The organism is Marivita sp. (genome assembly GCF_017643905.1).
Taxonomy (GTDB): Bacteria; Pseudomonadota; Alphaproteobacteria; order Rhodobacterales; family Rhodobacteraceae; genus Marivita.
On sequence record NZ_JAEPMO010000074.1, the window covers coordinates 1 to 22049 of the forward strand.

The 22049-nt window shown below is 57.9% G+C and carries 24 protein-coding genes and 1 tRNA gene; 15 read left to right on the forward strand and 10 right to left on the reverse strand.

Annotated elements, in window-relative coordinates:
* Positions 1-197: 197 nt before the first annotated feature.
* The 3 genes from JJ869_RS12805 to JJ869_RS12815 all read left to right on the forward strand — a co-directional run bounded on the left by JJ869_RS12805 (position 198) and on the right by JJ869_RS12815 (position 3125).
* Positions 198-680, forward strand: a complete 483-nt coding sequence (locus JJ869_RS12805; protein ID WP_292267684.1) for a hypothetical protein — start codon at positions 198-200, stop codon at positions 678-680.
* Between the two features lie 337 nt (positions 681-1017).
* Positions 1018-1566 (forward strand): recombinase family protein, encoded by a 549-nt coding sequence (locus tag JJ869_RS12810; RefSeq protein WP_292267685.1) that lies wholly within the window; start codon positions 1018-1020, stop codon positions 1564-1566.
* 428 nt (positions 1567-1994) lie between these two features.
* The gene (locus JJ869_RS12815) at positions 1995-3125 is read left to right on the forward strand and encodes a site-specific integrase (RefSeq protein WP_292267686.1); all 1131 of its coding nucleotides are present in this window, start codon (positions 1995-1997) and stop codon (positions 3123-3125) included.
* Positions 3126-3308: 183 nt separating this feature from the next.
* On the opposite strand, the gene JJ869_RS12820 is transcribed toward JJ869_RS12815, so the two are convergent.
* Positions 3309-3394: transfer RNA gene (locus tag JJ869_RS12820), tRNA-Leu, on the reverse strand.
* 122 nt (positions 3395-3516) lie between these two features.
* Between JJ869_RS12820 and JJ869_RS12825 the strand changes: the two genes are divergently transcribed.
* Both JJ869_RS12825 and JJ869_RS12830 read left to right on the forward strand, forming a co-directional pair.
* Positions 3517-4095, forward strand: a complete 579-nt coding sequence (locus JJ869_RS12825; protein WP_292267688.1) for a YqaA family protein — start codon at positions 3517-3519, stop codon at positions 4093-4095.
* Entirely contained in the window at positions 4092-4559 is a 468-nt protein-coding gene (locus JJ869_RS12830) for a disulfide bond formation protein B (protein WP_292267689.1), read from the forward strand. Before JJ869_RS12825 ends, JJ869_RS12830 begins: the two co-directional genes overlap by 4 nt.
* On the opposite strand, the gene JJ869_RS12835 is transcribed toward JJ869_RS12830, so the two are convergent.
* Positions 4556-4984 carry an Lrp/AsnC family transcriptional regulator gene (locus JJ869_RS12835; RefSeq protein ID WP_292267690.1) on the reverse strand — a complete coding sequence of 143 codons (429 nt, stop codon included), beginning with the start codon at positions 4982-4984 and terminating at the stop codon, positions 4556-4558. The genes JJ869_RS12830 and JJ869_RS12835 overlap by 4 nt on opposite strands.
* Positions 4985-5101: 117 nt before the next feature.
* On the opposite strand from JJ869_RS12835, the gene rocF reads away from it, so the two are divergent.
* Together rocF and JJ869_RS12845 are read left to right on the forward strand one after the other, a co-directional pair.
* A complete protein-coding gene (rocF, locus tag JJ869_RS12840) occupies positions 5102-6025 on the forward strand; it encodes an arginase (protein ID WP_292267691.1) in 924 nt (307 codons plus the stop codon).
* A gap of 10 nt (positions 6026-6035) precedes the next feature.
* Complete coding sequence (locus JJ869_RS12845; RefSeq protein WP_292267692.1) at positions 6036-7079, forward strand: ornithine cyclodeaminase; 1044 nt, start codon at positions 6036-6038, stop codon at positions 7077-7079.
* A gap of 54 nt (positions 7080-7133) precedes the next feature.
* Here JJ869_RS12845 and JJ869_RS12850 read toward each other — a convergent pair whose 3' ends face one another.
* From JJ869_RS12850 to purC, 5 genes are all read right to left on the reverse strand, one after another.
* Positions 7134-8483: a sigma-54 dependent transcriptional regulator gene (locus JJ869_RS12850; protein ID WP_292267693.1), complete on the reverse strand. Its 1350-nt coding sequence runs from the start codon at positions 8481-8483 to the stop codon at positions 7134-7136.
* Positions 8484-8487: 4 nt separating this feature from the next.
* Positions 8488-10221 (reverse strand): ATP-binding protein, encoded by a 1734-nt coding sequence (locus tag JJ869_RS12855; protein WP_292267694.1) that lies wholly within the window; start codon positions 10219-10221, stop codon positions 8488-8490.
* Positions 10222-10318: 97 nt separating this feature from the next.
* Positions 10319-10987 carry a phosphoribosylformylglycinamidine synthase subunit PurQ gene (gene purQ / locus JJ869_RS12860; protein ID WP_292267695.1) on the reverse strand — a complete coding sequence of 223 codons (669 nt, stop codon included), beginning with the start codon at positions 10985-10987 and terminating at the stop codon, positions 10319-10321.
* Positions 10987-11217, reverse strand: coding sequence for a phosphoribosylformylglycinamidine synthase subunit PurS (gene purS, locus JJ869_RS12865; protein ID WP_292267696.1), 231 nt, complete (start codon positions 11215-11217; stop codon positions 10987-10989). The genes purQ and purS overlap by 1 nt, the downstream gene beginning before the upstream one ends.
* 88 nt (positions 11218-11305) lie before the next feature.
* Complete coding sequence (gene purC, locus JJ869_RS12870; protein ID WP_292267697.1) at positions 11306-12067, reverse strand: phosphoribosylaminoimidazolesuccinocarboxamide synthase; 762 nt, start codon at positions 12065-12067, stop codon at positions 11306-11308.
* A gap of 197 nt (positions 12068-12264) precedes the next feature.
* Here purC and JJ869_RS12875 point away from each other — a divergent pair, with 197 nt between their 5' ends.
* The 4 genes from JJ869_RS12875 to JJ869_RS12890 all read left to right on the forward strand — a co-directional run bounded on the left by JJ869_RS12875 (position 12265) and on the right by JJ869_RS12890 (position 15646).
* Complete coding sequence (locus JJ869_RS12875; RefSeq protein ID WP_292267698.1) at positions 12265-12579, forward strand: DUF1476 domain-containing protein; 315 nt, start codon at positions 12265-12267, stop codon at positions 12577-12579.
* Between the two features lie 77 nt (positions 12580-12656).
* Positions 12657-13316, forward strand: a complete 660-nt coding sequence (locus JJ869_RS12880) for a histidine phosphatase family protein (protein ID WP_292267699.1) — start codon at positions 12657-12659, stop codon at positions 13314-13316.
* A gap of 150 nt (positions 13317-13466) precedes the next feature.
* Positions 13467-14519: a saccharopine dehydrogenase gene (locus JJ869_RS12885; RefSeq protein ID WP_292267700.1), complete on the forward strand. Its 1053-nt coding sequence runs from the start codon at positions 13467-13469 to the stop codon at positions 14517-14519.
* The gene (locus JJ869_RS12890) at positions 14516-15646 is read left to right on the forward strand and encodes a saccharopine dehydrogenase family protein (protein ID WP_292267701.1); all 1131 of its coding nucleotides are present in this window, start codon (positions 14516-14518) and stop codon (positions 15644-15646) included. Before JJ869_RS12885 ends, JJ869_RS12890 begins: the two co-directional genes overlap by 4 nt.
* Positions 15647-15742: 96 nt before the next feature.
* On the opposite strand, the gene purB is transcribed toward JJ869_RS12890, so the two are convergent.
* Entirely contained in the window at positions 15743-17047 is a 1305-nt protein-coding gene (purB, locus tag JJ869_RS12895) for an adenylosuccinate lyase (protein WP_292267702.1), read from the reverse strand.
* Positions 17048-17175: 128 nt separating this feature from the next.
* On the opposite strand from purB, the gene JJ869_RS12900 reads away from it, so the two are divergent.
* The 4 genes from JJ869_RS12900 (at position 17176) to JJ869_RS12915 (ending at position 19578) form a co-directional block, all read left to right on the forward strand.
* Entirely contained in the window at positions 17176-17604 is a 429-nt protein-coding gene (locus tag JJ869_RS12900) for a DUF6314 family protein (RefSeq protein WP_292267703.1), read from the forward strand.
* 68 nt (positions 17605-17672) lie between these two features.
* A complete protein-coding gene (locus JJ869_RS12905; protein ID WP_292267704.1) occupies positions 17673-17831 on the forward strand; it encodes a chitin-binding domain-containing protein in 159 nt (52 codons plus the stop codon).
* A 97-nt stretch (positions 17832-17928) separates the two neighbouring features.
* Entirely contained in the window at positions 17929-18459 is a 531-nt protein-coding gene (locus tag JJ869_RS12910) for a tetratricopeptide repeat protein (RefSeq protein ID WP_292267705.1), read from the forward strand.
* A gap of 54 nt (positions 18460-18513) precedes the next feature.
* Positions 18514-19578 carry a FliG C-terminal domain-containing protein gene (locus tag JJ869_RS12915; protein ID WP_292267706.1) on the forward strand — a complete coding sequence of 355 codons (1065 nt, stop codon included), beginning with the start codon at positions 18514-18516 and terminating at the stop codon, positions 19576-19578.
* Here the strand turns inward: JJ869_RS12915 and JJ869_RS12920 are convergent.
* Both JJ869_RS12920 and JJ869_RS12925 read right to left on the reverse strand, forming a co-directional pair.
* Positions 19575-20678 carry an ABC transporter ATP-binding protein gene (locus JJ869_RS12920; RefSeq protein ID WP_292267707.1) on the reverse strand — a complete coding sequence of 368 codons (1104 nt, stop codon included), beginning with the start codon at positions 20676-20678 and terminating at the stop codon, positions 19575-19577. The two genes, JJ869_RS12915 and JJ869_RS12920, sit on opposite strands and share 4 nt — an antisense overlap.
* A gap of 80 nt (positions 20679-20758) precedes the next feature.
* Positions 20759-22024, reverse strand: coding sequence for a glutamate-5-semialdehyde dehydrogenase (locus JJ869_RS12925; protein WP_292267708.1), 1266 nt, complete (start codon positions 22022-22024; stop codon positions 20759-20761).
* Positions 22025-22049: the final 25 nt, after the last annotated feature.

The window sequence follows — 22049 nt, forward strand, 5'->3', positions numbered from 1 at the left end:
GCTCAGGCGGGCAAGCAGGCGGCCGAATTCGGTCGGATCGAAGCGGGGCATGGCGGGTCTCCTCGGGCCTCGGAAGCCTCAGCATACCTCACTGGCACGTAAGAACAAAGAGCGAACCAACACGATTTGCTGACACCGCCGTGAGCTTGGAGACTGTGAAAATCGTGAAAGCACTGCCTGAGTTGGATATTTGACCGATGCTGCGACCCGCCATTCTTGCCATCACCCTGCTACCCACACTGGCTGCGGCTATAGAAGGCAATTTCCTGAGCTGCACAGTGGGAGCAAAACAGCTTTCACTATCCATCCAAGATTACCACATCACCTACAGCTTTGGACCCGATGGAAAACCTGAACTGGTGCTGCGAGAACCTGTCGCAACGGTAAATTACACACCTTGGAATGGGTGGGGCAGCACAGATGTATATTATGTGACCTTCTATAACCACAGTTACAGCTACACCGTGGCTGCAAGCACAAACTACGAAAATTACCGCAACGGTATTCACTACTATGATATCAACATATGGGTGGAACGAGACGGCAAGGATTTAGCCATCTTAGAATGCAACGAACAGTTCGCCGGTGACCCACTTGACCATTTGCGCGTTGCAAAAGCGGCAATCGGACAGTGTTGGAATCGTGAGCGGGAACAGTGGTCAGAAAACTGTGCAGATTGAAGCCCAACCACTGATGGCATCTTACACAGGTAGTGTTTGGACTAATCCAAAAAAGAGCACAGCGTAAAGCATCATCATTCCAATCAACAAGACCTTGCTCACAAGCTGCACTCCCTGTCTAACTTTCCTTACACTGTAAAGGCAAGCCAGTCTGACACCTATACTACTATGGTAGAAAATTGTTGGTGCCAGCGTTGAGAACTTTTGTCTTATTTGGCTCTACCCTACCGAACAGTTCCAGTGGTTCGGAATTCGTGTCTTTTTTGGGTCCGAATCCTGGATAAAATACATTCTCCCGGATAACTCCAGACCCATATAAGACAGATGGAGCATCACTATGAAGATTGGATATCGCCGCGTAAGTTCAGAAGACCAGAATCTTGACCGTCAGGATCTCGGACCAGTTGATAAGGTCTTTGAGGAAAAGCTATCTGGTGCATCATCCCACAATCGTCCTGCCCTACTGGCGATGATTGATTTCGCCCGTGAAGGTGATGAATGCATAGTTTATAGCATTGACCGCCTTGCGAGAGATCTGCGAGATTGTCAGGATATCGTGGCCAGATTGAATGATAAGGGTGTCAGTGTGGCATTTCTATCTGAGAACCTGAAATTCACAGCATCCGACGACGACCCATTTTCTAAGCTGCAACTACACCTGATGTCGGCATTCGCAGAATTTGAGCGTGCAATCATCAGGCGCAGGCAGAAAGAAGGTATTGCAAAAGCTAAGGCCAAAGGCGTGTATAAGGGCAGACCACCAAGCATCAATGCCCATAAGATTGCTGAACTTTGCCAAAAAGGACTTGGAGCAAGTGACATCGCCCGTGACTTGGGCATTTCAAGGGCATCGGTGTATCGTCTGATGAAGAGCGCGAACGGATAGCACCAAAGCAATTATGGAGTCTTACGGCCTTGGCCAAGCAACAGATGGTCCGCCCAAGTGTCGGGTGTTGCTTGGCGAAACAGGAAAGCTCAAATCTTGAATCGCTACTCCTTATGAAATGGCAATATCTATGCAACCGATGCCGAAAAAAGGCTGCGAATCACATTGGCAATTAATTCATTCATTTATATTCCCTCAAAACATCATATTTTATTTAATTCTATTCGTTAAAAAATTTAATGCGAAAATTGTAAACAATTGTTTATAAACGGTTAAGTTAGCGCCATAACTTTTATGATGGTGTCACCGCTTAAAGTATTGCCAGGCACGGACTTCATTTGCCATTTCAAAGCCAGTCGCAAAGCAAATCAACAACCCCACAAGCCCTACTATGAACTGCGACGGGAGCAAAATGTAAGGAAAAGAAAATGCCCAAAACAAGCAATAAACTAACAGCATCAATTCTAAAATCTATGAAAATTGGTCAATCTGTATATGGCAGTAACCTTCGGGCTACAAAGAATAAATATGGCACGACATTTTATGCAAGCTTTACGCTTAATGGAAAGAGGTATCAGGAAAAAATCGCAAATAGTGGAAAAATTAATCTGTCTGAAGCAATTCAGGCTGCAAATCTTTTGAGAACACAAAAGGAAAGAGATCTAAATCTTTATGCAAAAAACCAAAACAGAACTGAGCCTTTTCTCAATGAGGTTGCATCTATTTACCTGAAACACCTTGAGATTCATCAAGGTAAGAACCTTAAAAAGAAAGAGCAACATTTACGCATTCACATCCTACCATATTTGGGTCAGTATAAAATCAAGGACCTTCACAATGGCTTAATAAACGGATTTCGGGCAAACCTTCTTTCCAAAAAAGGTATTTCCCATTCAACTGTAAATCGCAACTTATCTATGCTTAATCATCTATGTAAATTTGCCATTGAAGAAGGTTTCATTTCGTCTGCACCATTTAAGGTCAAGCAATATCAAGAGGATTACCACGGCAGAGACAGAATATGGCCAAACGAAAAGATGAAGCTATTTGAAGCAGCAAAAAATGGCAAACACCACCCAATGCTTTACTTGTTTTTGCTCATCGGATTTGGAACAGGAATGCGACATAAGGAGATTCTTACAATGAAGTGGGAGGCTATTAATTGGCGCAATGAAACGGTATTCCTTCCAGTCGCAAAGAGCGGGAAAAGACATCAACCCTTGCCATCTCTGGTAATAAAAGAACTTCAAAGTATCTCCAAAACGATAGGAAAAAACGAAGGTTATGTTTTTGCCGCAGACACAAAAACAGGTCACATTAATGACTTTAGCAGACAATTCAAGAAACTTTGTGACTCTTGTGGCTTGGAAAGAATATATACTCCTCACTTTATGAGACATACTAAAGTCACTGAGTTAGTTGAAGCTGGATACCCGGACAACATTATTAAAGAAATCACTGGTCACCGGACAAGTGTGATGATTGCTCATTACAGCCATCTCCGTGGAAGTTCGGCGGTGAAATCTGCTCTTGATGCGTGGAACCCGCTGACATCCTAAGCCACGAAAGCCCATCCAAACAAAGCGCCCCCCTGCAACGGGGCGCTTTTTTTTTGCACAAGCCAACAGATTCGAACACGACCAAGAACGAAAATCGCATTTCCAAATACACAAAATAAACGCAAAGTTTTGTAATAATGTAACAAAGTTTTTGCGGAATAGGTGGTAAGTAGTTGATTTTGTTGGTGCCCAAGGCGAGACTCGAACTCGCACGCTGTTGCCAGCGGGGGATTTTGAATCCCCTGCGTCTACCATTCCGCCACTTGGGCCTCGCGCAATCCCTACCCAAGCTCATTCTCCTCGTCCAGCGCAAAAATGCATGTCAAAGCTGTGGACTTGACCCGTCCAGCCGTGCGTGGTCTTAGCCAGACAACCCGCATTCGGAGCCATCATGCTGCAGCGCCTGTACCAGTGGACCATGTCCTTGGCCGACCATCCCCGCGCCCTTTGGGTACTTGCGGTTGTGGCCTTTGTGGAAAGCTCGGTTTTCCCAATTCCGCCTGACGTGTTGATGATTCCGATGATCCTTGCGCGGCCGTCGCGGGCGTGGCTGATCGCGTTGGTGGCCACCGTGTTTTCGGTGCTGGGTGGCATGCTGGGCTATGCAATTGGTTATTTCTTCTTCGAAACACTCGGAGAGCCGATCCTCAGCGCCTTGGGCAAGGCCGATGCGATGGCGGCGTTCAACGATCGTTTCAACGGGGTTGGCTTCTGGGCGGTGCTGATCGCCGGTGTGACCCCATTCCCCTACAAGGTCATCACCATCATGTCCGGCTGGACGGCGATGCCGCTGACCACTTTCGTTGTCACATCCGTGATCGCGCGGGCCTTGCGGTTTTTTGTCGTAGCGGGTTTGTTGCGGGCATTTGGAGAGCCAGTTCGGCACTTCATCGAAAAGCGACTGGGGCTGATGTTCACGCTCTTCGTCGTGCTCTTGCTCGGAGGGTTTTACGTGGTGAAGTTCCTATGACGGTAAACCGTCGGATGCTGATGCTTTTGGCTGCCGGAGGGTCTCTGGCGCTGATGCTGGGCGCCTTTGCGTTTCAGTACATTGGTGGTTTGCCACCCTGCAAGCTCTGCATCTGGCAGCGTTATCCGCATGTGGTCGCCATTGCGCTTGGTGCGGTTGCGTTGCGGTTCGGCAATGCCGCAGTGGCATGGCTTGGAGCATTGGCGGCGTTCGCCACTGCTGCGGTTGGCGCCTATCACACGGGGGTCGAGCGCGGCTGGTGGGAGGGTCCGACCACGTGCTCATCCGGGCCAATCGGCGGCCTGTCCACGGACGAGTTGTTCGATCAGATCATGAACGCGCCGCTGGTGCGTTGTGACGAGGTGCCGTGGGAAATGTTCGGCCTGTCGATGGCCAGCTGGAACATGGTCATTTCGCTTGTGCTGATGGGCCTGTGGATCGCGGCGGCGCGCAAGCCCGCTTAAGCGCCGCTTTTCCGGGTCGACAGCAAAAGAGACGTTTCCGACTGGGACACCCCGTCGAATTTGCGGATGCGGGACAGCACGTCGTCCAGCGCCTCCAGAGTTTCGGTCCCCAGTTCGGCAATCACGTCCCACCGCCCATTGGTGGAATGGAGCGCCCGCACCTGCGGCAGACTGGTCAGCTGACGGATCACACGGTCGGTCCCACGCCCTTCGATCCCGATCATCATCAGGGCGCGCACCGGGTCGCGGGATACGTCCTCTTTCAACACCACGGTGAAGCCAACTACATCACCCGATGCTTGCAAGCGGTCCAGCCGAGACCGAACGGTGGCGCGGGACAGGTTGAGTGTTGTTGCAAGGTCAGACACCGATGCGCGACCATTGTGGCGGAGGATCGACATCAGTCTCTTGTCCGTGCTGTCCATTTTGATCCTGCTATCTAACATTATGATCAATAGTATCTCGAATTGATCACTTTGACCAGTTTCAGATCACCCGAACTGCGCCCTATATCCCACTCAAGCAACATGAGGACAGGATTGATGCAGGCACAGAACATCGTATTGGTTGGCGCACCCTTGGATTGCGGCAAGGCCCGCAAAGGCTGTCTGATGGGCCCCGATGCCTACCGCACCGCCGGGATCGCCCGCGCCATGACCGCCTTGGGACACAGCGTGACCGATCTTGGCAATGTCGCGCCGGATGCCAATGACATTCCCGAACGTGACGGTCTGGTGAATCTGTCGGAAACCATCGGTTGGACCACTGCGCTGATGCGCACGGCGCAGGATGCCATGCAGCAGGGTTTGCCGATTTTCATGGGCGGCGACCACGCTCTGTCGCTGGGCACAGTGCCTGGTGTTGCAGCGCATGCCGCGCAAGAGGGGCGTCCGCAATTCGTGCTCTGGCTGGATGCGCATAGCGATTTCAACACGCTGGAAACGACGACCTCCGGCAATCTTCACGGAACACCACTGGCCTATGCTACAGGGCAAAGCGGCTTTGACGGCTTCCCCGCCCTGCCCGCGATTGTTCCTCCCAGCAAAACCTGCATCATCGGCCTCCGCTCCGTCGATCTGCCCGAGCGTGAGCTGATGGCAGGCACCGGCGTGCGCGGCTACGACATGCGCGCCATCGACGAGTCCGGTGTTGCGGCGTTGCTGAAGCCGTTCCTCGCAGATGTGGCCAAAGCGGGCGGCGCGCTGCATGTATCGCTGGATGTGGACTTTATCGACCCGGCCTATGCGCCTGCTGTGGGCACGACCGTGCCCGGTGGCGCTACGGTGCGCGAGGCGCATCTGGTGATGGAAATGCTGTGTGACAGCGGGCTGATGACCTCGCTTGATCTGGTCGAACTGAACCCGATGCTCGATGAGCGTGGGCGCACGGCGCAATTGATGGTCGACCTCGCCGCCTCGGCGCTGGGGCGTCGCATCTTTGACCGCCCCACCCCGCGCATGATCTGAAGAGGCCGCCATGCAACCGTCAGAAAAAGCCCTGGTGCCCTTCGTGTCGGTCGACCACATGATGCAACTGGTGCATCGCGTGGGATTGGCAAAGATGATCCGCCGGATCGCGAAGGCCATCGAAGAGGATTTCCGCCGCTGGGAAAGCTTCGACAAGACGCCCCGTGTCGCGGCGCACAGCCCTGTGGGTGTCATTGAACTCATGCCGACGGCAGACGATGCGCTCTATGCGTTCAAGTACGTGAACGGGCATCCCAAGAACACGTCCGAAGGGTTGCAGACCGTCACGGCTTTCGGGCTGCTCGCGGATATGGATACGGGTTATCCGGTGCTCTTGTCCGAAATGACCTTGCTTACGGCGCTGCGCACAGCGGCAATGTCGGCGGTGGCGGCCAAGTACCTCGCGCCCAAGGGAGCGACCACAATGGCAATGATCGGCAATGGCGCGCAGGCGGAGTTTCAGAGCATCGCGATGCAGGCCATCTGCGGGATCGACACGGTGCGGCTCTATGACAAGGATCCGGCCGCAACGGTGAAATGTGCGGCGAACCTCGCAGGAACGGGGTTGACTGTGGTGTCCTGCGACAGCGCAGAAGCGGCTATCGAAGGTGCGCAGATCCTGACAACCTGCACGGCGGACAAGCAATACGCGACCATCCTGACCGATAACATGGTCGGCAGCGGCGTGCACATCAACGCCATCGGTGGCGATTGTCCGGGCAAGACGGAACTGGCCGCGGCGATCCTGAAGCGGTCGTCGATCTTTGTGGAATATCCGCCGCAAACGCGGATCGAAGGAGAGATCCAGCAGTTGGATCCGGATCATCCGGTGACGAAACTTTGGCAGGTCATCACAGGGGCCATGCCGGGCCGTCGTGATGCGCGGGAGATCACGCTGTTCGACAGCGTGGGGTTTGCGATCGAGGATTTCTCGGCCCTGCGTATGGTGCATGATCTGACGCGCGAGACCGGGTTGAACCTGCCGCTTGACCTGCTGGCCGATCCAGACAACCCGCGCGACCTTTACGGCATGCTGATGCGCGCAGCTGGGTGAGCGGGACGGATTTTCGAAAATCCGTCCCAAGCCCCTTCGAAAGGGCTTGCCCGCCTAGAGGTAATCGGAGCGCTGCAAGCCGTACTTGGCCATCTTTTCGTTCAACGTCCGGCGCGGCAGGCACAGCTCGTCCATCACCGACGCAATCGACCCGCGATGGCGGCGCATCGTGTTGTCGATCAGCATCCGCTCGAACGCTTCGACATATTCCTTGAGCGGCTTGCCTTCGGTGGTCATCACAGGCTGCATCTCGTCATGGTCTGACATCAGCAACGATGCGATCGTGCCCGTGCCGCGACGCGATTGCAGCACAGCGCGTTCCGCGAGGTTGATCAACTGGCGCACATTGCCGGGCCACGGCGCTTGCAAGAGTTGCGCGGCTTCCTGCGCGCTGACCTGAGGGGCATCGCAGCCATATTCATCCGAGAACTGGTCGGCCAAAGCGGTGAAGAGCGTCAGGATGTCCTCACCCCGGTTGCGCAGCGGCGGCGCGGTGATCTTGAGCGCGGCGAGGCGGTAATAGAGGTCCGGGCGCAGCGCGTCTTCGCAAGTGCGCCCTTCGTCCTGCAGGTTGCAGATGACGACGATGCGGGTTTCCGGCGGCGTGCCCTGATCGTTGATCATTGTCAGAAGTCGCGCCTGAGCGGTGTCAGACAGCGCCTCGATATCTTCCAGCACCAGCGTCCCACCACGGGCTTCTTCGACAGCCGGCAAACGGGTGTCGTCGGGCATCATCGGGCCGAACAGACGCCGGATCAGCGTGTCCTCGTCCATCGCTGCACAGGAGATCAGAACGAATTTCTTGCCCGCCCGGCTGCCTACGGCGTGCAACGCATGGGCCACAAGCGTTTTGCCTGTGCCGGTTTCGCCGTCGATCAGAACATGACCATCGGCCTGCCCGAGATCGAGAATGTCCTCGCGCAGGCGTTCCATCGCGGGACTGGTGCCGATCAGCTTGCGCATCATCTGCGTGCGCATCATCTGCGTGCCGTCGCCCAACTCGCGGCGCAGCGCCCGGTTGTCGAGCGTCAGGCGGCGCGCGTTGGTGGCCTTCTTGGCAAGGTCCGACATGCGGTCCGGGTTGAACGGCTTTTCCAGAAAGTCGAACGCCCCGATGCGCATTGCTTCGACCGCCATCGGCACATCGCCGTGACCGGTGATCATGATGACCGGCAACGCGCTGTCCGATCCCATCAATTTTCGGAGGAGCTGAATGCCATCCATACCCGGCATCTTGATGTCCGAGATCACGATGCCCGGATAATCCGCCCCCAGAGTACCAAGCGCCTCTTCGGCACTGGCAAAGGTTTCGGTGTCATAGCCCGACAGTGCCAGCCATTGGCTGATCGACTGGCGCATGTCCTTTTCGTCATCGACAATGGCAATCTTCATGGCTTTGCCCATGGGTTCACTCCGCCGCCTGCGTTTGGTCGTTCAAGATCGGTAGCTGCATTTCGAACACCGCCCCGCCTTCTTCAGCGTTGCGGGCCAGCAGCCGTCCTCCTAGGTCGTTGACGATCCCCGAGGAAATGGCAAGCCCCAGCCCCACGCCGTCGCCCGGCTGCTTGGTGGTGTAGAAGGGTTCAAACAGCGCATCGAGGTCTTCGATCCCGTGCCCGTTGTCGCGGATGGTGAGCGTTGCCGTCTCACCGCTGGCAAGGATGATCTCGAGCTGTGGGTCGGACACGGTTTTGGTGGCGTCCAGCGCGTTGCGCAGCAGGTTGATCATCACCTGCTCGATCCGCATTCGGTCGCCCATCACCAGCACCTTGTCTTCGGGCAGGATCTTGGTGATCTTGACCTTCCGTGACTTCAGCTGAGGCTCCATCATCGACAGGCTTGAGGCGAGCGCATCGCCCATATTCACTGGGGAAAATGCCTGTTGGCCTTTGCGCGCATAGCTCTTGAGCTGCCGCGTGATGCCACCCATCCGTTCAATCAGATCGTCGATCCGGCTGAACGCCGCCTGCGCCTCTTCGATCCGGTTGCGCCGCATCAAAAGCTTGGCTCCGGCCAGATAGGTCTTCATCGCCGCCAAAGGCTGGTTCAATTCATGGCTGACCGCCGCCGACATCTCGCCCAATGCGGCGAGTTTGGAGCTTTGCGCCAGCGTCTGTTCGGCCACCACAAGCGTTTCCTGCACCCGTTCGCGTTCGGCGATTTCCCGCTGCAGCCGCTGGTTCAATGCGCGAAGCTCTGCCGACTCGCGCTGGAAAAGCGCCATGCGCAGCGCGGTCTTGCGGCTGAGGGCATAGAAGGTAAGCGCCAGCAGAATCGCGAATCCCATGATTTCGAGCGCTAGAACCGCATTCACCCTCTCGCGGACGCTCGAATAGGTGGTGAAGGATGCCATGTTCCAGCCCCTAAAGGGGATACGGCCTTCAACGCGCATCACCGCCTCGCCTTGGAAATACGCGTCCGCTGGCAAGGCAGTCCAATCCGCAGTGGCCCGGATCGCACGTTCAATGGCGCTGTCGGCGGGTTGGCGTTCCAAGGCAGTTTCGACGGTTTGTCCGCGCCAGCGCGGCTCTGTCGCGAGAATGATCTCGCCCTCGCTGTTGGTGACCAGGACAGCGTCCGAAATACCTGCCCAGGCGCGTTCGAACTTGGCCAGATCCACTTCGACAACGATCACACCGATGGATTGCCCCTGGCTTTCGATGCGGCGCGAATAGCTGAAATTGTAGCTGCCCACTTCCTGTCGCTGCGAAGTGAAGACGGTGGCATTCGAGCGTAGGGCTTCGACAAAATAGGCCTGGCTGCGGTGCTGCTCGCCCAACCGCTCGCGGCTCGTGGCGGCAACGGTGCGCCCGTCCCGGTCGAGCAACATCAGCGACGCCGCGCCGATTTCGTCCACGAACGAGATCAGGCGCTGAGAGCTTTGCGAGAAATCACCCGAATTGAGCGCGCCGATGAGCGCCGGGTCACGGGCCAGAAGCTGTGGCACAATCGCATTGCGGCGCAGTTCCGAAACAAGGTTGCCTGAGTACAGCGCGAGGCGCAGTTCGGCCCGGTTACGGGTGCTTTCGGTGAACCGGTCGGTGAGAAAGCGGTTGGTCACGAAAACGGTGGCCACGGCAACAGCCGACAACAGTATAAGCGCAACACGCACCCGCCATGACAGGGAACCTGTCCGGGTCATGTCTCGCATCACGGAAACGCCTGTTGCCATTGCCATAGAATAGGCAAATCCACACCACCCCTCAAGCGGCGCTGCGTCACGGGTACTTCAACAGGCGTTAAGCCGCCGCAAGCGCGCTGGCGATGCTGGCGAACATCGCCTTGCCATCCGTGCCACCGTGCTTTTCGTCTGCCGCACGTTCGGGATGCGGCATCATGCCAAGGACACGACGGTTGCTCGACAGAATGCCCGCGATATCGGCGGTGGAGCCGTTCGGGTTGTCGCCATAGCGGAAGGCAATCCGATCTTCGGCGGTGAGCTGTGCAACCACTTCGTCGGACGCGATGTAATTGCCATCATGATGCGCAATCGGAATGTCGATCTGCTGGCCAGCCTTGTAGCCCGATGTGTAAACACTGTCTTCGGTACCAACGATCAGCGGCACAGTGCGGCAGATGAACTTGAGCCCCGCATTGCGCAGCAACGCACCGGGCAGCAGCCCCGTTTCGGTCAGAACCTGAAATCCGTTGCAGATGCCCAGGACAAACCCGCCGCGCGCGGCATGGGCCTTGACCTCGGCGCAGATCGGAGAATTCGCGGCAATCGCGCCGCAGCGCAGGTAATCCCCAAATGAAAACCCGCCCGGAATACCGACGATGTCGATGCCCGAGGGCAGCGTGGTGTCCTTGTGCCAAACCATCTCGACCTGGCATCCCGCCTCGCGGAAGGCCACGGCCAGATCCCGGTCGCAGTTCGATCCGGGGAATACAACGACCGCCGCGCGCATCAGCTCATCTCGATCTGATAGCTTTCGATCACCGTGTTCGCGAGCAGCTTTTCGCACATCTCGCGCACAGTGTCTTCAGAGGTGCCATCGGCCAGATCAAGCTCGATCACCTTGCCCTGTCGCACCTTGTCGACACCGCCAAAGCCCAGCCCGCCAAGGGCGTGTCGCACGGCTTCGCCCTGTGGGTCGAGAACCCCGTCCTTCAGCATCACATGCACCCGTGCTTTCATGATCGTCTCCGCCTTGTCCGGGGGCGCGACTGTCCCCCTTCTTGTTTTTTCAAATATTCTTTTGCGACGCCCACAAACGGGCACCGTGTCAGTTGATCAGCTTCGGCTTTTCCATGGGCGTCGCGTTCTGCGGCATCACGCCCAGACGCCGGGCCACTTCGGTATAGGCATCGGCCAGATTGCCCAGGTCACGGCGGAACACGTCCTTGTCGAGCTTGCGCCCGGTTTCGATGTCCCAAAGACGGCAGCTGTCAGGGCTGATCTCGTCCGCGACGATCAGGCGTTGGAAATCACCGTCATAGACACGACCGATCTCGATCTTGAAATCCACCAACTTGATGCCCACGCCATACATCAGGCCCGACATGAAGTCGTTGACCCGCAGCGCGAGGCTCAGGATGTCGTCCATGTCCTGCTGGCTGGCCCAGCCAAAGGCCGCGATATGTTCCTCGGTGACGAGCGGATCACCCAGCTTGTCGTCCTTATAGCAATACTCGACGATCGGACGGGGCAGCGGCGTGCCCTCTTCGATGCCAAGGCGCTTGGCCATCGTACCAGCGGCAAAATTTCGCACGATCACTTCAAGCGGGATGATTTCGCACTGGCGCACCAACTGTTCGCGCATGTTGAGCCGCTTGAGGAAGTGGGTCGGGACACCGATGGAATTCAGACCCACCATGAAGAACTCGCTCAGGCGGTTGTTGAGCACACCTTTGCCGTCAATCACGTCCCGCTTTTCAGCGTTGAAGGCGGTCGCATCATCCTTGAAATACTGGACGAGTGTGCCCGGTTCCGGGCCTTCGTACAGGATCTTGGCTTTTCCTTCGTAAATCTTCTTGCGACGGGCCATGTGGGATCTTTCTGTCAATGCGCCGGATGGCACGAGTTCGGAATCGGCTCAGCCGCGTTCCCATGGGAAAGCGGATGCGGTCGAGTGCCTCTTAGTGCATGCCGGGTCGTGCCGCAAGCAACGCACGCACTTGAACCGACGGGCGCGTCGGGCCATACGTAACCCAACAGGAAACACATCCCCGGGAGAGCACCCAAATGTCGACCTTCGATGATCGCGAAAACGCCTTTGAGAACAAATACGCCCATGATGCAGAAATGCAGTTCAAGGCCGAAGCCCGCCGTAACAAGCTGCTGGGCCTCTGGGCGGCGGAGCTTCTGGGCAAGTCCGGCGATGACGCGGCGAACTATGCCAAGGAAGTCGTGAAAGCCGATTTCGAAGAAGCCGGTCACGAGGACGTTGTGCGTAAAGTGTCGGGCGATCTCGGCGGCAAGGCCTCGGATGACGAGATTCGCGCAAAAATGGCCGAATTGATGATCGTTGCCAAAACGCAGATCATGAACGAAGTCTGATCTGGCCGCAGGGCCTGTGAACGCGCCCGCCCCGTCGGGCGCGTTTTTCTTTTGGTGCATCCTTTTTTCGAGGCCACATGTCGCACATCGTTCTGGTCCGTCATGGACAAGCCAATACCGGCGCCCGGGAAGAAGGCGACTATGACCGCCTGAGTCCTCTGGGCCACCAGCAATCAGGCTGGCTGGGGGAACATTTCCGCCAGAAAGGCGATGTGTTTGCCCATGTCTGGACCGGCACTTTGCGCCGTCACGTTGAAACCGCAGACGCGATCGCCGCGGAAAGCCCCGGCCCGATCACCCGTGACGAACGGTTGAACGAGTTGGAATATTTCACGCTCTCCCAGCTTTTGGCCGATCAACATGACATTCCTTGGCCATCGAACCGCGAAGGGTTTCTGCGCCACCTGCCCTGCCTTTTCAGCCATTGGCACGACGGCAAACTGGAAGGCGCGCCAGAGAGTTTTGCCGATTTCGAGAACCGGGTACGAGATGCGCTGGACGAGATCAGCGCCTTGCCGGGGCGGTCGCTGGTGGTGACATCAGGTGGGCTGATCGGCATGGCGATGCGTTTGACACTTGGCCTCGACATGCCGGCCTTTTGCAATGTTTGCCTGTCGATCCAGAACACCTCGGTCAGTTCATGGATGCCGCTGGAAGGGCAACTGGCGCTGACGCAGTTCAATGCGCTGCCCCATCTGGACACGCCGGATCGCCTTTTTGCCCAGACGCATATCTGAACGACACTGCTAGAGATGTGCGCGCTGACGCGCTGTGGTCTTTGGATTGCCTCGCGCGTGGATATTTTTGAACCAGAGAAGCCTTCCAGAGGGCTTTTGTCTTTGCATTGCGCTGGCTAGGGTGCGGCGAGTTGGAATGAGGTGCGATATATGACCCATCTCTGGGTGCGCGCGGAAAGTCGCGAAAACGAGGAACGCGTCGGGGTGCTGCCGGAGGGTGTCGCCGCGCTCTTGGCGGCGGGCATCGACGTCACAGTCGAAGAGAGCGCCACGCGGGTTGTTCCATCAGCCGGCTACGCCGCAGTGGGGGCCGAAATTGCGCCTGAAGGCAGTTGGGTGGATGCGCCCGAAGATGCGATTATTTTCGGCTTAAAAGAATTACCGGATAATGGAACTCCACTGCGCCACCGCCACATCATGTTTGGCCACGCCTATAAAGGCCAGCCTGCAGGGCAGCGCTTGCTCGCGCGGTTCAAGGCGGGTGGCGGAACGCTCTATGACCTTGAGTATTTGGAAAACGAAAAAGGACGGCGCGTTGCAGCCTTTGGCTACTGGGCGGGCTATGCGGGGGCTGCAGTGTCGCTTCTTGCTTTTGCCGCGCAACAAGCCGGTTCCCCCTGCCCGCCTGTCAGCACTTGGGCGTCGTCAAAGGACATGCGGAACGACGTGCAATCGGCGCTGAACGGTGCCAAGCCAACCGCATTGGTCATCGGCGCGTTGGGACGCGTCGGAACCGGGGCCAGTGACCTGTGTGAAGCGGTTGGCCTGACCGTGACCAAGTGGGATATGGCGGAAACTGCACATGGTGGTCCCTTTCCGGAAGTGCTTGATCATACGTTGTTTTTCAACTGCATTCTGGCACGCCCAGGGACACCGGTCTTTGTTCCGGCAGACACATGTGACAGGCCACGTCAGCTGAGGGTGATCGGGGATATTGCCTGCGATCCGGACAGCGATTTTTCACCGATCAAGGTCTATGATCACGTCACAACTTGGGACGCGCCAGTCACGCGGGTCTGCAATGCGCCGCCGCTCGATGTGATGGCGATCGACAACCTGCCCTCGCTCATGCCGCGGGAATCCTCCGAGGATTTCGCGGCTCAGCTCCTCCCGCATCTCAAGACGCTTGGCGACATCAACGAAGGTGTCTGGGGTCGCGCGAGAACCTATTTCGACACGCATATCCAGAAGGTGACAGCATGACAGTTCATTGGTGTGGCACAGGTCTGTCTTCGGTTCCCGGCCTGCGGCGGCTGATCGAGGACGAGCATTCAGTGACCGTGTGGAATCGCACGGTCGAGAAGGCGCGCAAGGCGGTGGGTGATCTCATTGACGAAATTCGCGTCTTTGATCCGGCGGCTTTGGCTGAGGCGGTCAAACCCGGCGATGTGGTGGTGTCGATGCTGCCCGGTGACTGGCATGTGCAACTGGCACAGATGGCCATCGATCACGGCGCACATTTCGTGTCGTCCTCCTACATCGCGCCAGAGATGCGCGCTCTGGATACGGCGGCAAAAATGGCGGGCGTGGCACTGGTGAACGAGGTCGGTCTTGACCCGGGCATCGATCATCTTATGGCCCATCACCTCGTCGCAGACTACCGTAAGAGTGACGCGTATGATATTGAAAATGTGATCTCTTTCAAATCCTACTGCGGTGGCGTCCCAAAGGTCGCCAATGCCTTCCGCTACAAGTTCAGCTGGGCCCCGGTTGGGGTTTTGAAAGCGCTGCGGTCGCCCTCAAAGTCGATTCGTCACTTCACCGAGCTGGAGGTCAAACGTCCTTGGGATGCGATCACACGCTACGACGCCCCCCTGGCGCAGCCAGAGGCGTTCGAGGTCTATCCGAACCGGGACAGCCTGCCCTTCATGGAAGATTACCGCTTCGATCCGCGATGGCCGGTCAAGGAATTCGTGCGCGGCACGCTGCGCCTGAACGGTTGGGCAGATGCCTGGGCCGACATCTTTGCCGAGGTGGGCACGGCCAGTGACGACCGGCTCGCTGAGTTGGCGGCAGAACTGTTGGAACAGAACGCCTACGGGCCTGATGAAGCGGATCGCGTGGTGCTGTGCGTTGATCTGCTGGCCGAGAAAGACGGGCGGGCCGTTTGGCACAAGACCTATGTGATGGATGCCTGGGGCGATGCGCGGGGCACGGCGATGGCGCGGCTCGTGTCGGTGCCGGTGTCGCTGGCCATCGAAGCGGTGCTGAACCGGGAGATCCCGGCAGGGGTCAGCGCTGCCCCGTACGACCCCAAACTGGTGGCGCGGTGGTTGGACGAGGTCCAGACACTGGCGCAGAATCTGATGGTGGTAGACCATTTGAAGTAAGAGCCAAGGCGCTTCGAAGCGCCTTGAAAAGGTCCTTTCGAAAGCACGTGGGAAAGCGGCTTTGAAGCTGCTTTCTCCAAGCCCGTTTGAACGGGCTTACGCGCCGAACACCCGGGCGAAAATCGTGTCCACGTGCTTGGTGTGATAGCCGAGGTCGAACTTCTCTTCGATCTGCTCGGGGCTAAGCGCCTTGACCACATCGGGATCGTTCAGCAGCTCAGTTTTGAAGTCGGTCCGATGTTCCCAGACTTTCAAGGCGTTGCGCTGCACGAAGGTGTAGGCATCCTCGCGGCTGACACCGGCTTGCGTCAGAGCCAGAAGCACGCGCTGCGACATCACCAAACCCGGAAACTTGTTCATGTTTTCCAACATGTTTTCCGGAAAAATCAGCATCTTGTCGATCACACCTGTCAGGCGGGCCAGCGCGAAATCGAGCGTGATCGTCGCGTCCGGTCCGATCATCCGCTCAACGGAGGAATGCGAGATATCTCGCTCGTGCCAAAGCGCCACGTTCTCCATCGCAGGGATCACGGCAGCACGCACCATTCGGGCGAGACCCGTCAGGTTCTCGGTCAGGACCGGGTTCTTCTTGTGCGGCATGGCCGACGAGCCCTTTTGCCCCATCGAGAAGAACTCCGCCCCTTCCAGCACTTCCGTGCGCTGCATGTGACGGATTTCGATGGCGATGTTTTCGATGCTGCTGGCGATCACACCCAATGTCGCAAAGAAGGCCGCGTGACGGTCGCGCGGGATGACCTGCGTGCTGATCGGTTCCGGCACAAGGCCCAGCTTGTCGCAAACATGTTCTTCGACCGCCGGGTCGATATTGGCGAAGGTACCGACGGCACCGGAGATGGCGCCGGTGGCAATCTCGGCACGCGCATCGCGCATGCGACTCAGGTTGCGGTCCATCTCGGCATAGAAGCGGGCAAAGGTCAGGCCCATTGTCGTGGGTTCCGCGTGGATGCCGTGGGAGCGGCCGATGCGTACCGTGTCCTTGTGCTCATAGGCGCGACGTTTCAAGGCAGCCAGCAGCCCTTCGATATCCTTGATCAGGATGTCCGACGCCCGCACCAGTTGCACGTTGAAACAGGTATCGAGCACGTCCGACGATGTCATGCCCTGATGCACGAACCGCGCCTCTTCGCTGCCCACATGCTCGGCCAGATGGGTTAGGAAGGCGATCACGTCATGTTTGGTGACCGCCTCGATCTCGTCGATGCGGGCGACATCAAATTCGACATCCTTGGCCTTCCAGACCGCTTCCGCGTTTTCGCGCGGGATCACGCCCAGATCGGCCATCGCGTCGCAGGCATGAGCCTCGATCTCGTACCAGATGCGGAACTTGGTCGCGGGTTCCCAGATGGACACCATTTCGGGGCGGGAATAACGGGGGATCATGGACGCGATCCTTTCATCGGTTGGCTTGCGGAATTTCGCCGCACTCCTAGACTGCGGACCGGTGCGCGACAAGAGAGGCCAACCGAAATGAGACGCTTTGCCCTGACAGACCCGGCACGGAGAGTGACGTGACAGCGCTGACAGTGCCCACCCTGCTGGATTTTGAAGGCACCTGGAGCCTCGTGCGGCGGATCATCGACCACCGGGCGGGCAGCACCGGGACGTTTGAAGGGACAGCAACCTTTACGCGCGACGATGGCGGGCTGGCCTATTGCGAGGTGGGGTCGCTGCACCTGCCCAACCATCCGCCCTTCCATGCGGAACGCCGGTATCGCTGGCGCGAGGTGGGCACGCATTTTGAAATTGATTTCGACGATGGGCGTTTTTTCCATGGCTTCAGCGCAGACGCTCCCAATGCCACCCATTGGTGTGACCCAGACACCTACAATGTCAGCTACGCGTTTGATGTGTGGCCAAGGTGGCAAAGCACGTGGGACGTGAGCGGGCCGAAAAAAGCCTATAAAATGATCAGTGACTACAGACCGTTGCAACGCTGACAAGGTATCGTTTTGCCAAATCGACAACCCGTGCTAGCTTTGGCGTGTTTACAACAGGAGAATGACTGATGACCATCAAGACACTTCTGACGACAGCGGCGCTGACCATCGCCACGGCAACTGCAACATTTGCAGCATGCGGCGGCCATGAGCAGGCGTCCATGACTTGCGCAGCTGGCACGGTTTATGATGCCGATACAAATACTTGCAAAGTTGTAAGCGGCTAAGACCACCCCGCTGACGCTTTCTTTAGGACGGCCAGATTGGCCGTCTTTTTCGTTGGGCCTACCTCTTTTTCATACATGTTCGTTTAAGGAAACCCCTATGCGCAAACTGATGATTGCAGCCGCTTTTGCTCCGACGCTGGCCTTTGCCGTGGGCACCGAAAGCGATACGCCGCCGACGCCGACCGAGACGACGACCACCTGCACAAACGGAATGGTGTGGGACACTGAGTCCAAGTCCTGTGTGGAACCGACGGACAGCAGCCTTAATGACACCGATCGCATGAATGCGGTGCGGGAACTGGCGTATGCGGGACGAATCCTCGATGCCGAGCGGGTTCTGGATGCTGTGCAAGATCAGACCAGCGACGCCGTGATGACCTATCGCGGCTTCACCGCGCGCAAGGCAGGGCGGATGGACGACGCGCTTGGTTGGTACGAACGCGCGTTGGCGGCCAACCCCAACAATCTCTTGGCACGGTCTTATATGGGCCAGTGGCATGTCGAAAGCGGCAATATCGAATTGGCACGGGCCGAACTGAGCGAGATCCGTCAGCGTGGCGGGCGATCGACTTGGCCGGAAATTTCGCTGCGTTTGGCGGTTCAATCCGGATCGGGCTACAGCTACTGACGCTTTCTTAACCTTGGCCACCTAATCCTCAGGGATCAGGATGGAGTAAGGTGAATGACGCAACTGACCACACTGGCCCGCCCTGCCGCAGGTGCACCTGCCGGTCCGTCTTCTGTCCGGCTGTCCCAGCGGGCAAAGGCGGCCATAGTCGTGCAATTCCTGCTGAAGGAAGAGGCTCAGGTTCCGCTGACCGCGCTGCCCGAGGATTTACAGATCCAGCTGACCCAACTCCTTGGGGAGATGCGTTACATAGACCGCGCGACGATGCACTCGGTTTTTGCAGAATTCGTTGAAGAACTTGAGTCCATCGGCCTGTCTTTTCCGGGTGATATGGCCGGTGCGCTTTCCGCATTGGATGGCAAGATCAGCGCACAAACCGCGGCACGCCTGCGCAAAGAGGCCGGGGTGCGCCAGATCGACGATCCTTGGAAGCGTCTTACCGATTTGCCCGTGTCGCGGCTAAAGCGGTTTGTCACGTCGGAATCCACGCAGGTCGCGGCCGTGATGCTGGCGAAACTGGAAGTGGCCAAAGCTGCCGAATTGCTGGGTGCCCTGCCGGGGGATGTGGCGCGGCGCATCACCTACGCGATGTCCATGACCGATGCCGTCACGCCCGACGCGGTGGAACGGATCGGATTGAGCCTTGCCGCCCAACTTGATTCAGAGCCACCGAAGGCCTTCCGCGCGCAACCATCCGAACGGGTTGGTGCGATCCTGAACTTCTCGCGCGCCACAACACGTGATGACCTGCTGACCGCGCTCGACGAAGACGACAAGGGATTTGCGGAAGAGGTGCGCAAATCCATCTTCACATTCGCTCATATCCCTGATCGGATGAGTGCAATCGACGTTCCCAAAATCACCCGAGACGTCGATCAGGAGACATTGGCCAAGGTAACTTCAGGCGCTGTCGCCGAGAGCGACATCCGCAGCGTTGACTTTATTTTATCAAATATTTCCAACCGCATGCCGGACTCTATTCGAGAGATGAGTGAAGATATGGGGGAGGTCAAACCAAAAGACGCGGAGGCTGCCATGAGCACCGTCGTCCGCGCGATCCGGGCGCTTGCCGAAAGCGGTGAGATCGCGTTGACCATGCCCTCCGAGAATGACGATTAGGTCTTGATCACCGACCCGCTGTCCTTGCGGAACACAAAACACCGATCGCGTCTGACGGTCAGCCACATCACGGTGCCCGGCTTTGGCAGAAAGACGTTCGGCACTGTGGCGCGGATCATGCTTTGGTCATGGTCCATGCGAAACTCGACAAGGCTTTCGGACCCCATGAAACGGGCACGTTCGACCACCCCACGCGCGGGGGCGCCCGCGAGCGGCGTTGGATTGGGGCCGCGCCCGTGGCGGTCGAAGTCGATGCCGACATGCTGCGGGCGGAACACAATCTCGACCTGCCCGCCATCCGGCACGCCCGGTGCAAGAAACTGCCCGAAGGGTGTGTCGGTCAACGCCCCGCGCACCGTACCCGTGAGCAGGTTGATGTCAGAAAAGAACGCCACCGCCGCCTTGTCCGCAGGCGCGTTGTAGATGTTGTAGGGTGCGCCGCGCTGCACGATCTTGCCGTCGCGCATCAGCGCGATCTCGTCGGCCATGCGCATCGCTTCTTCAGGTTCATGCGTCACCAGCAGAACCGATGTGCCTTCATCCTTGAGCAACGCAAGAGTTTCATCGCGGATGCCGTCGCGCAGGCGGTTGTCGAGACCCGAGAACGGCTCGTCCATCAGCATGATCGACGGGCGCGGCGCGATGGCACGTGCGAGTGCCACGCGCTGCTGTTCACCACCAGACAAGTGATGCGGATATTCGTTGATGTAATGCGACAGCCCGACCCTTTCGAGAAGTTCGCCCACACGGGGCAGCTTGTCCTTGCGCGAGCCGGTCAGGCCAAAGCCCACATTGTCGCCCACGGTCAGATGCGGGAAGAGCGCAAAGTCTTGAAAAATCAGACCGATAGACCGCCGTTCAGGTGGCACCCGGTAGACGGTGTCGCAGATCAGGTTGCCATCCACATGGATCGTCCCACTGGTCTGCATATCCACACCCGCAATGATGCGTAGCGTCGTCGACTTGCCGCAGCCAGACGGCCCGAGAAGACAGGTCACGTGGCCCGGCTGGATCGCCAGAGACACGTCATCCACCACGCGCTTGCCATCGTAGTCGCGCACGATATTGCGGATTTCGAGCCGGGGATGGGTGCCGGTCACTGCTGCCTCACGAGTTTTCCGAGTAAAAGTATCGGATTAGCCCATGTCAGGTAGCAGCCAGATCAAGCGACGGCAACCCCTCAGGCCCGCGTCGTGCCGTCGCCGACAACGATGTATTTGAAGCTGGTCAATTGTTCTGCCCCGACCGGACCACGCGCGTGCATCTTGCCCGTGGCGATGCCGATCTCGGCGCCCATGCCGAACTCGCCCCCATCTGCGAACTGGGTCGAGGCGTTGCGCATGAGGATGGCACTGTCGATCCGCTCAAAGAACTTGGCGGCGGCGGCGTCATCTTCGGTCAGAATGCAATCGGTGTGGTTTGAACTGAAGGTGTTGATATGGGCGATGGCGGCATCCAGATCATCGACGACCTTGGCGGCGATGATGCTGTCGAGATATTCGCAGCCCCAGTCATCGTCCGTGGCGGCGATAGTGCCTTCGATCGCCTGCAGCGTTTCGTCAGCGCGCACCTCGACACCTGCGTTCAGGAGCGCCTTGATGACGCCCTGCCCGATTGTGTCGACGACATCCTTGTGAATCAGGAGGCACTCCGCCGCGCCACAGATGCCGGTGCGCCGGGTCTTGGCGTTCAGGATCACGTTCAGCGATTTGACGGGGTCCGCGTCCTTGTCGACGTAGATGTGCACGATGCCTTCAAGATGGGCAAAGACCGGGACGCGGGCCTCGCGCTGCACAAGGCCAACAAGGCCTTTGCCGCCACGGGGCACGATCACGTCGATATAATCGGTCATGGTCAGCATCTCGCTCACCGCCGCGCGGTCGCGCGTGGGGACAAGCTGGATCGCGTCTTCGGGCAGGCCCGCCTTGACCACGCCGTCGACGAGGCAGGCGTGGATCGCGCCTGACGAGTGGAAGCTTTCGGACCCACCGCGCAGAATCACTGCGTTGCCCGCCTTGAGGCACAGCGCGCCGGCATCTGCTGTCACGTTGGGCCGGGATTCGTAGATCACGCCAATCACACCCAGAGGGGTTCGCACGCGCTTGATATGCAGACCAGAGGGTCTGTCCCATTCTGTAATCACGGCACCTACGGGATCCGTCTGTTCCGCCACGGCGCGCAGGCCGTCCACGATACCACGAATACGGTCCTCGTTCAGCAGAAGCCGATCCATCATCGCGTCGCTCCGGCCCTTGTCGCGGCCATATTCCAGGTCCTTGGCGTTGGCTTCAACAATAGCAGCGCGGTTCTTCCAAACGGCTTCGGCCGCGCCGATCAGCGCTGCGTGCTTGCGCTCCGCTGACGCAAAGGCCAGTTCCCGTGAGGCTGCCTTGGCGCGAACACCGATGTCGTGCATAAGAGCGGGGATGTCTGTGAAATCTTTCATCGGTACAGCCTTTGAAGAGGTCGCA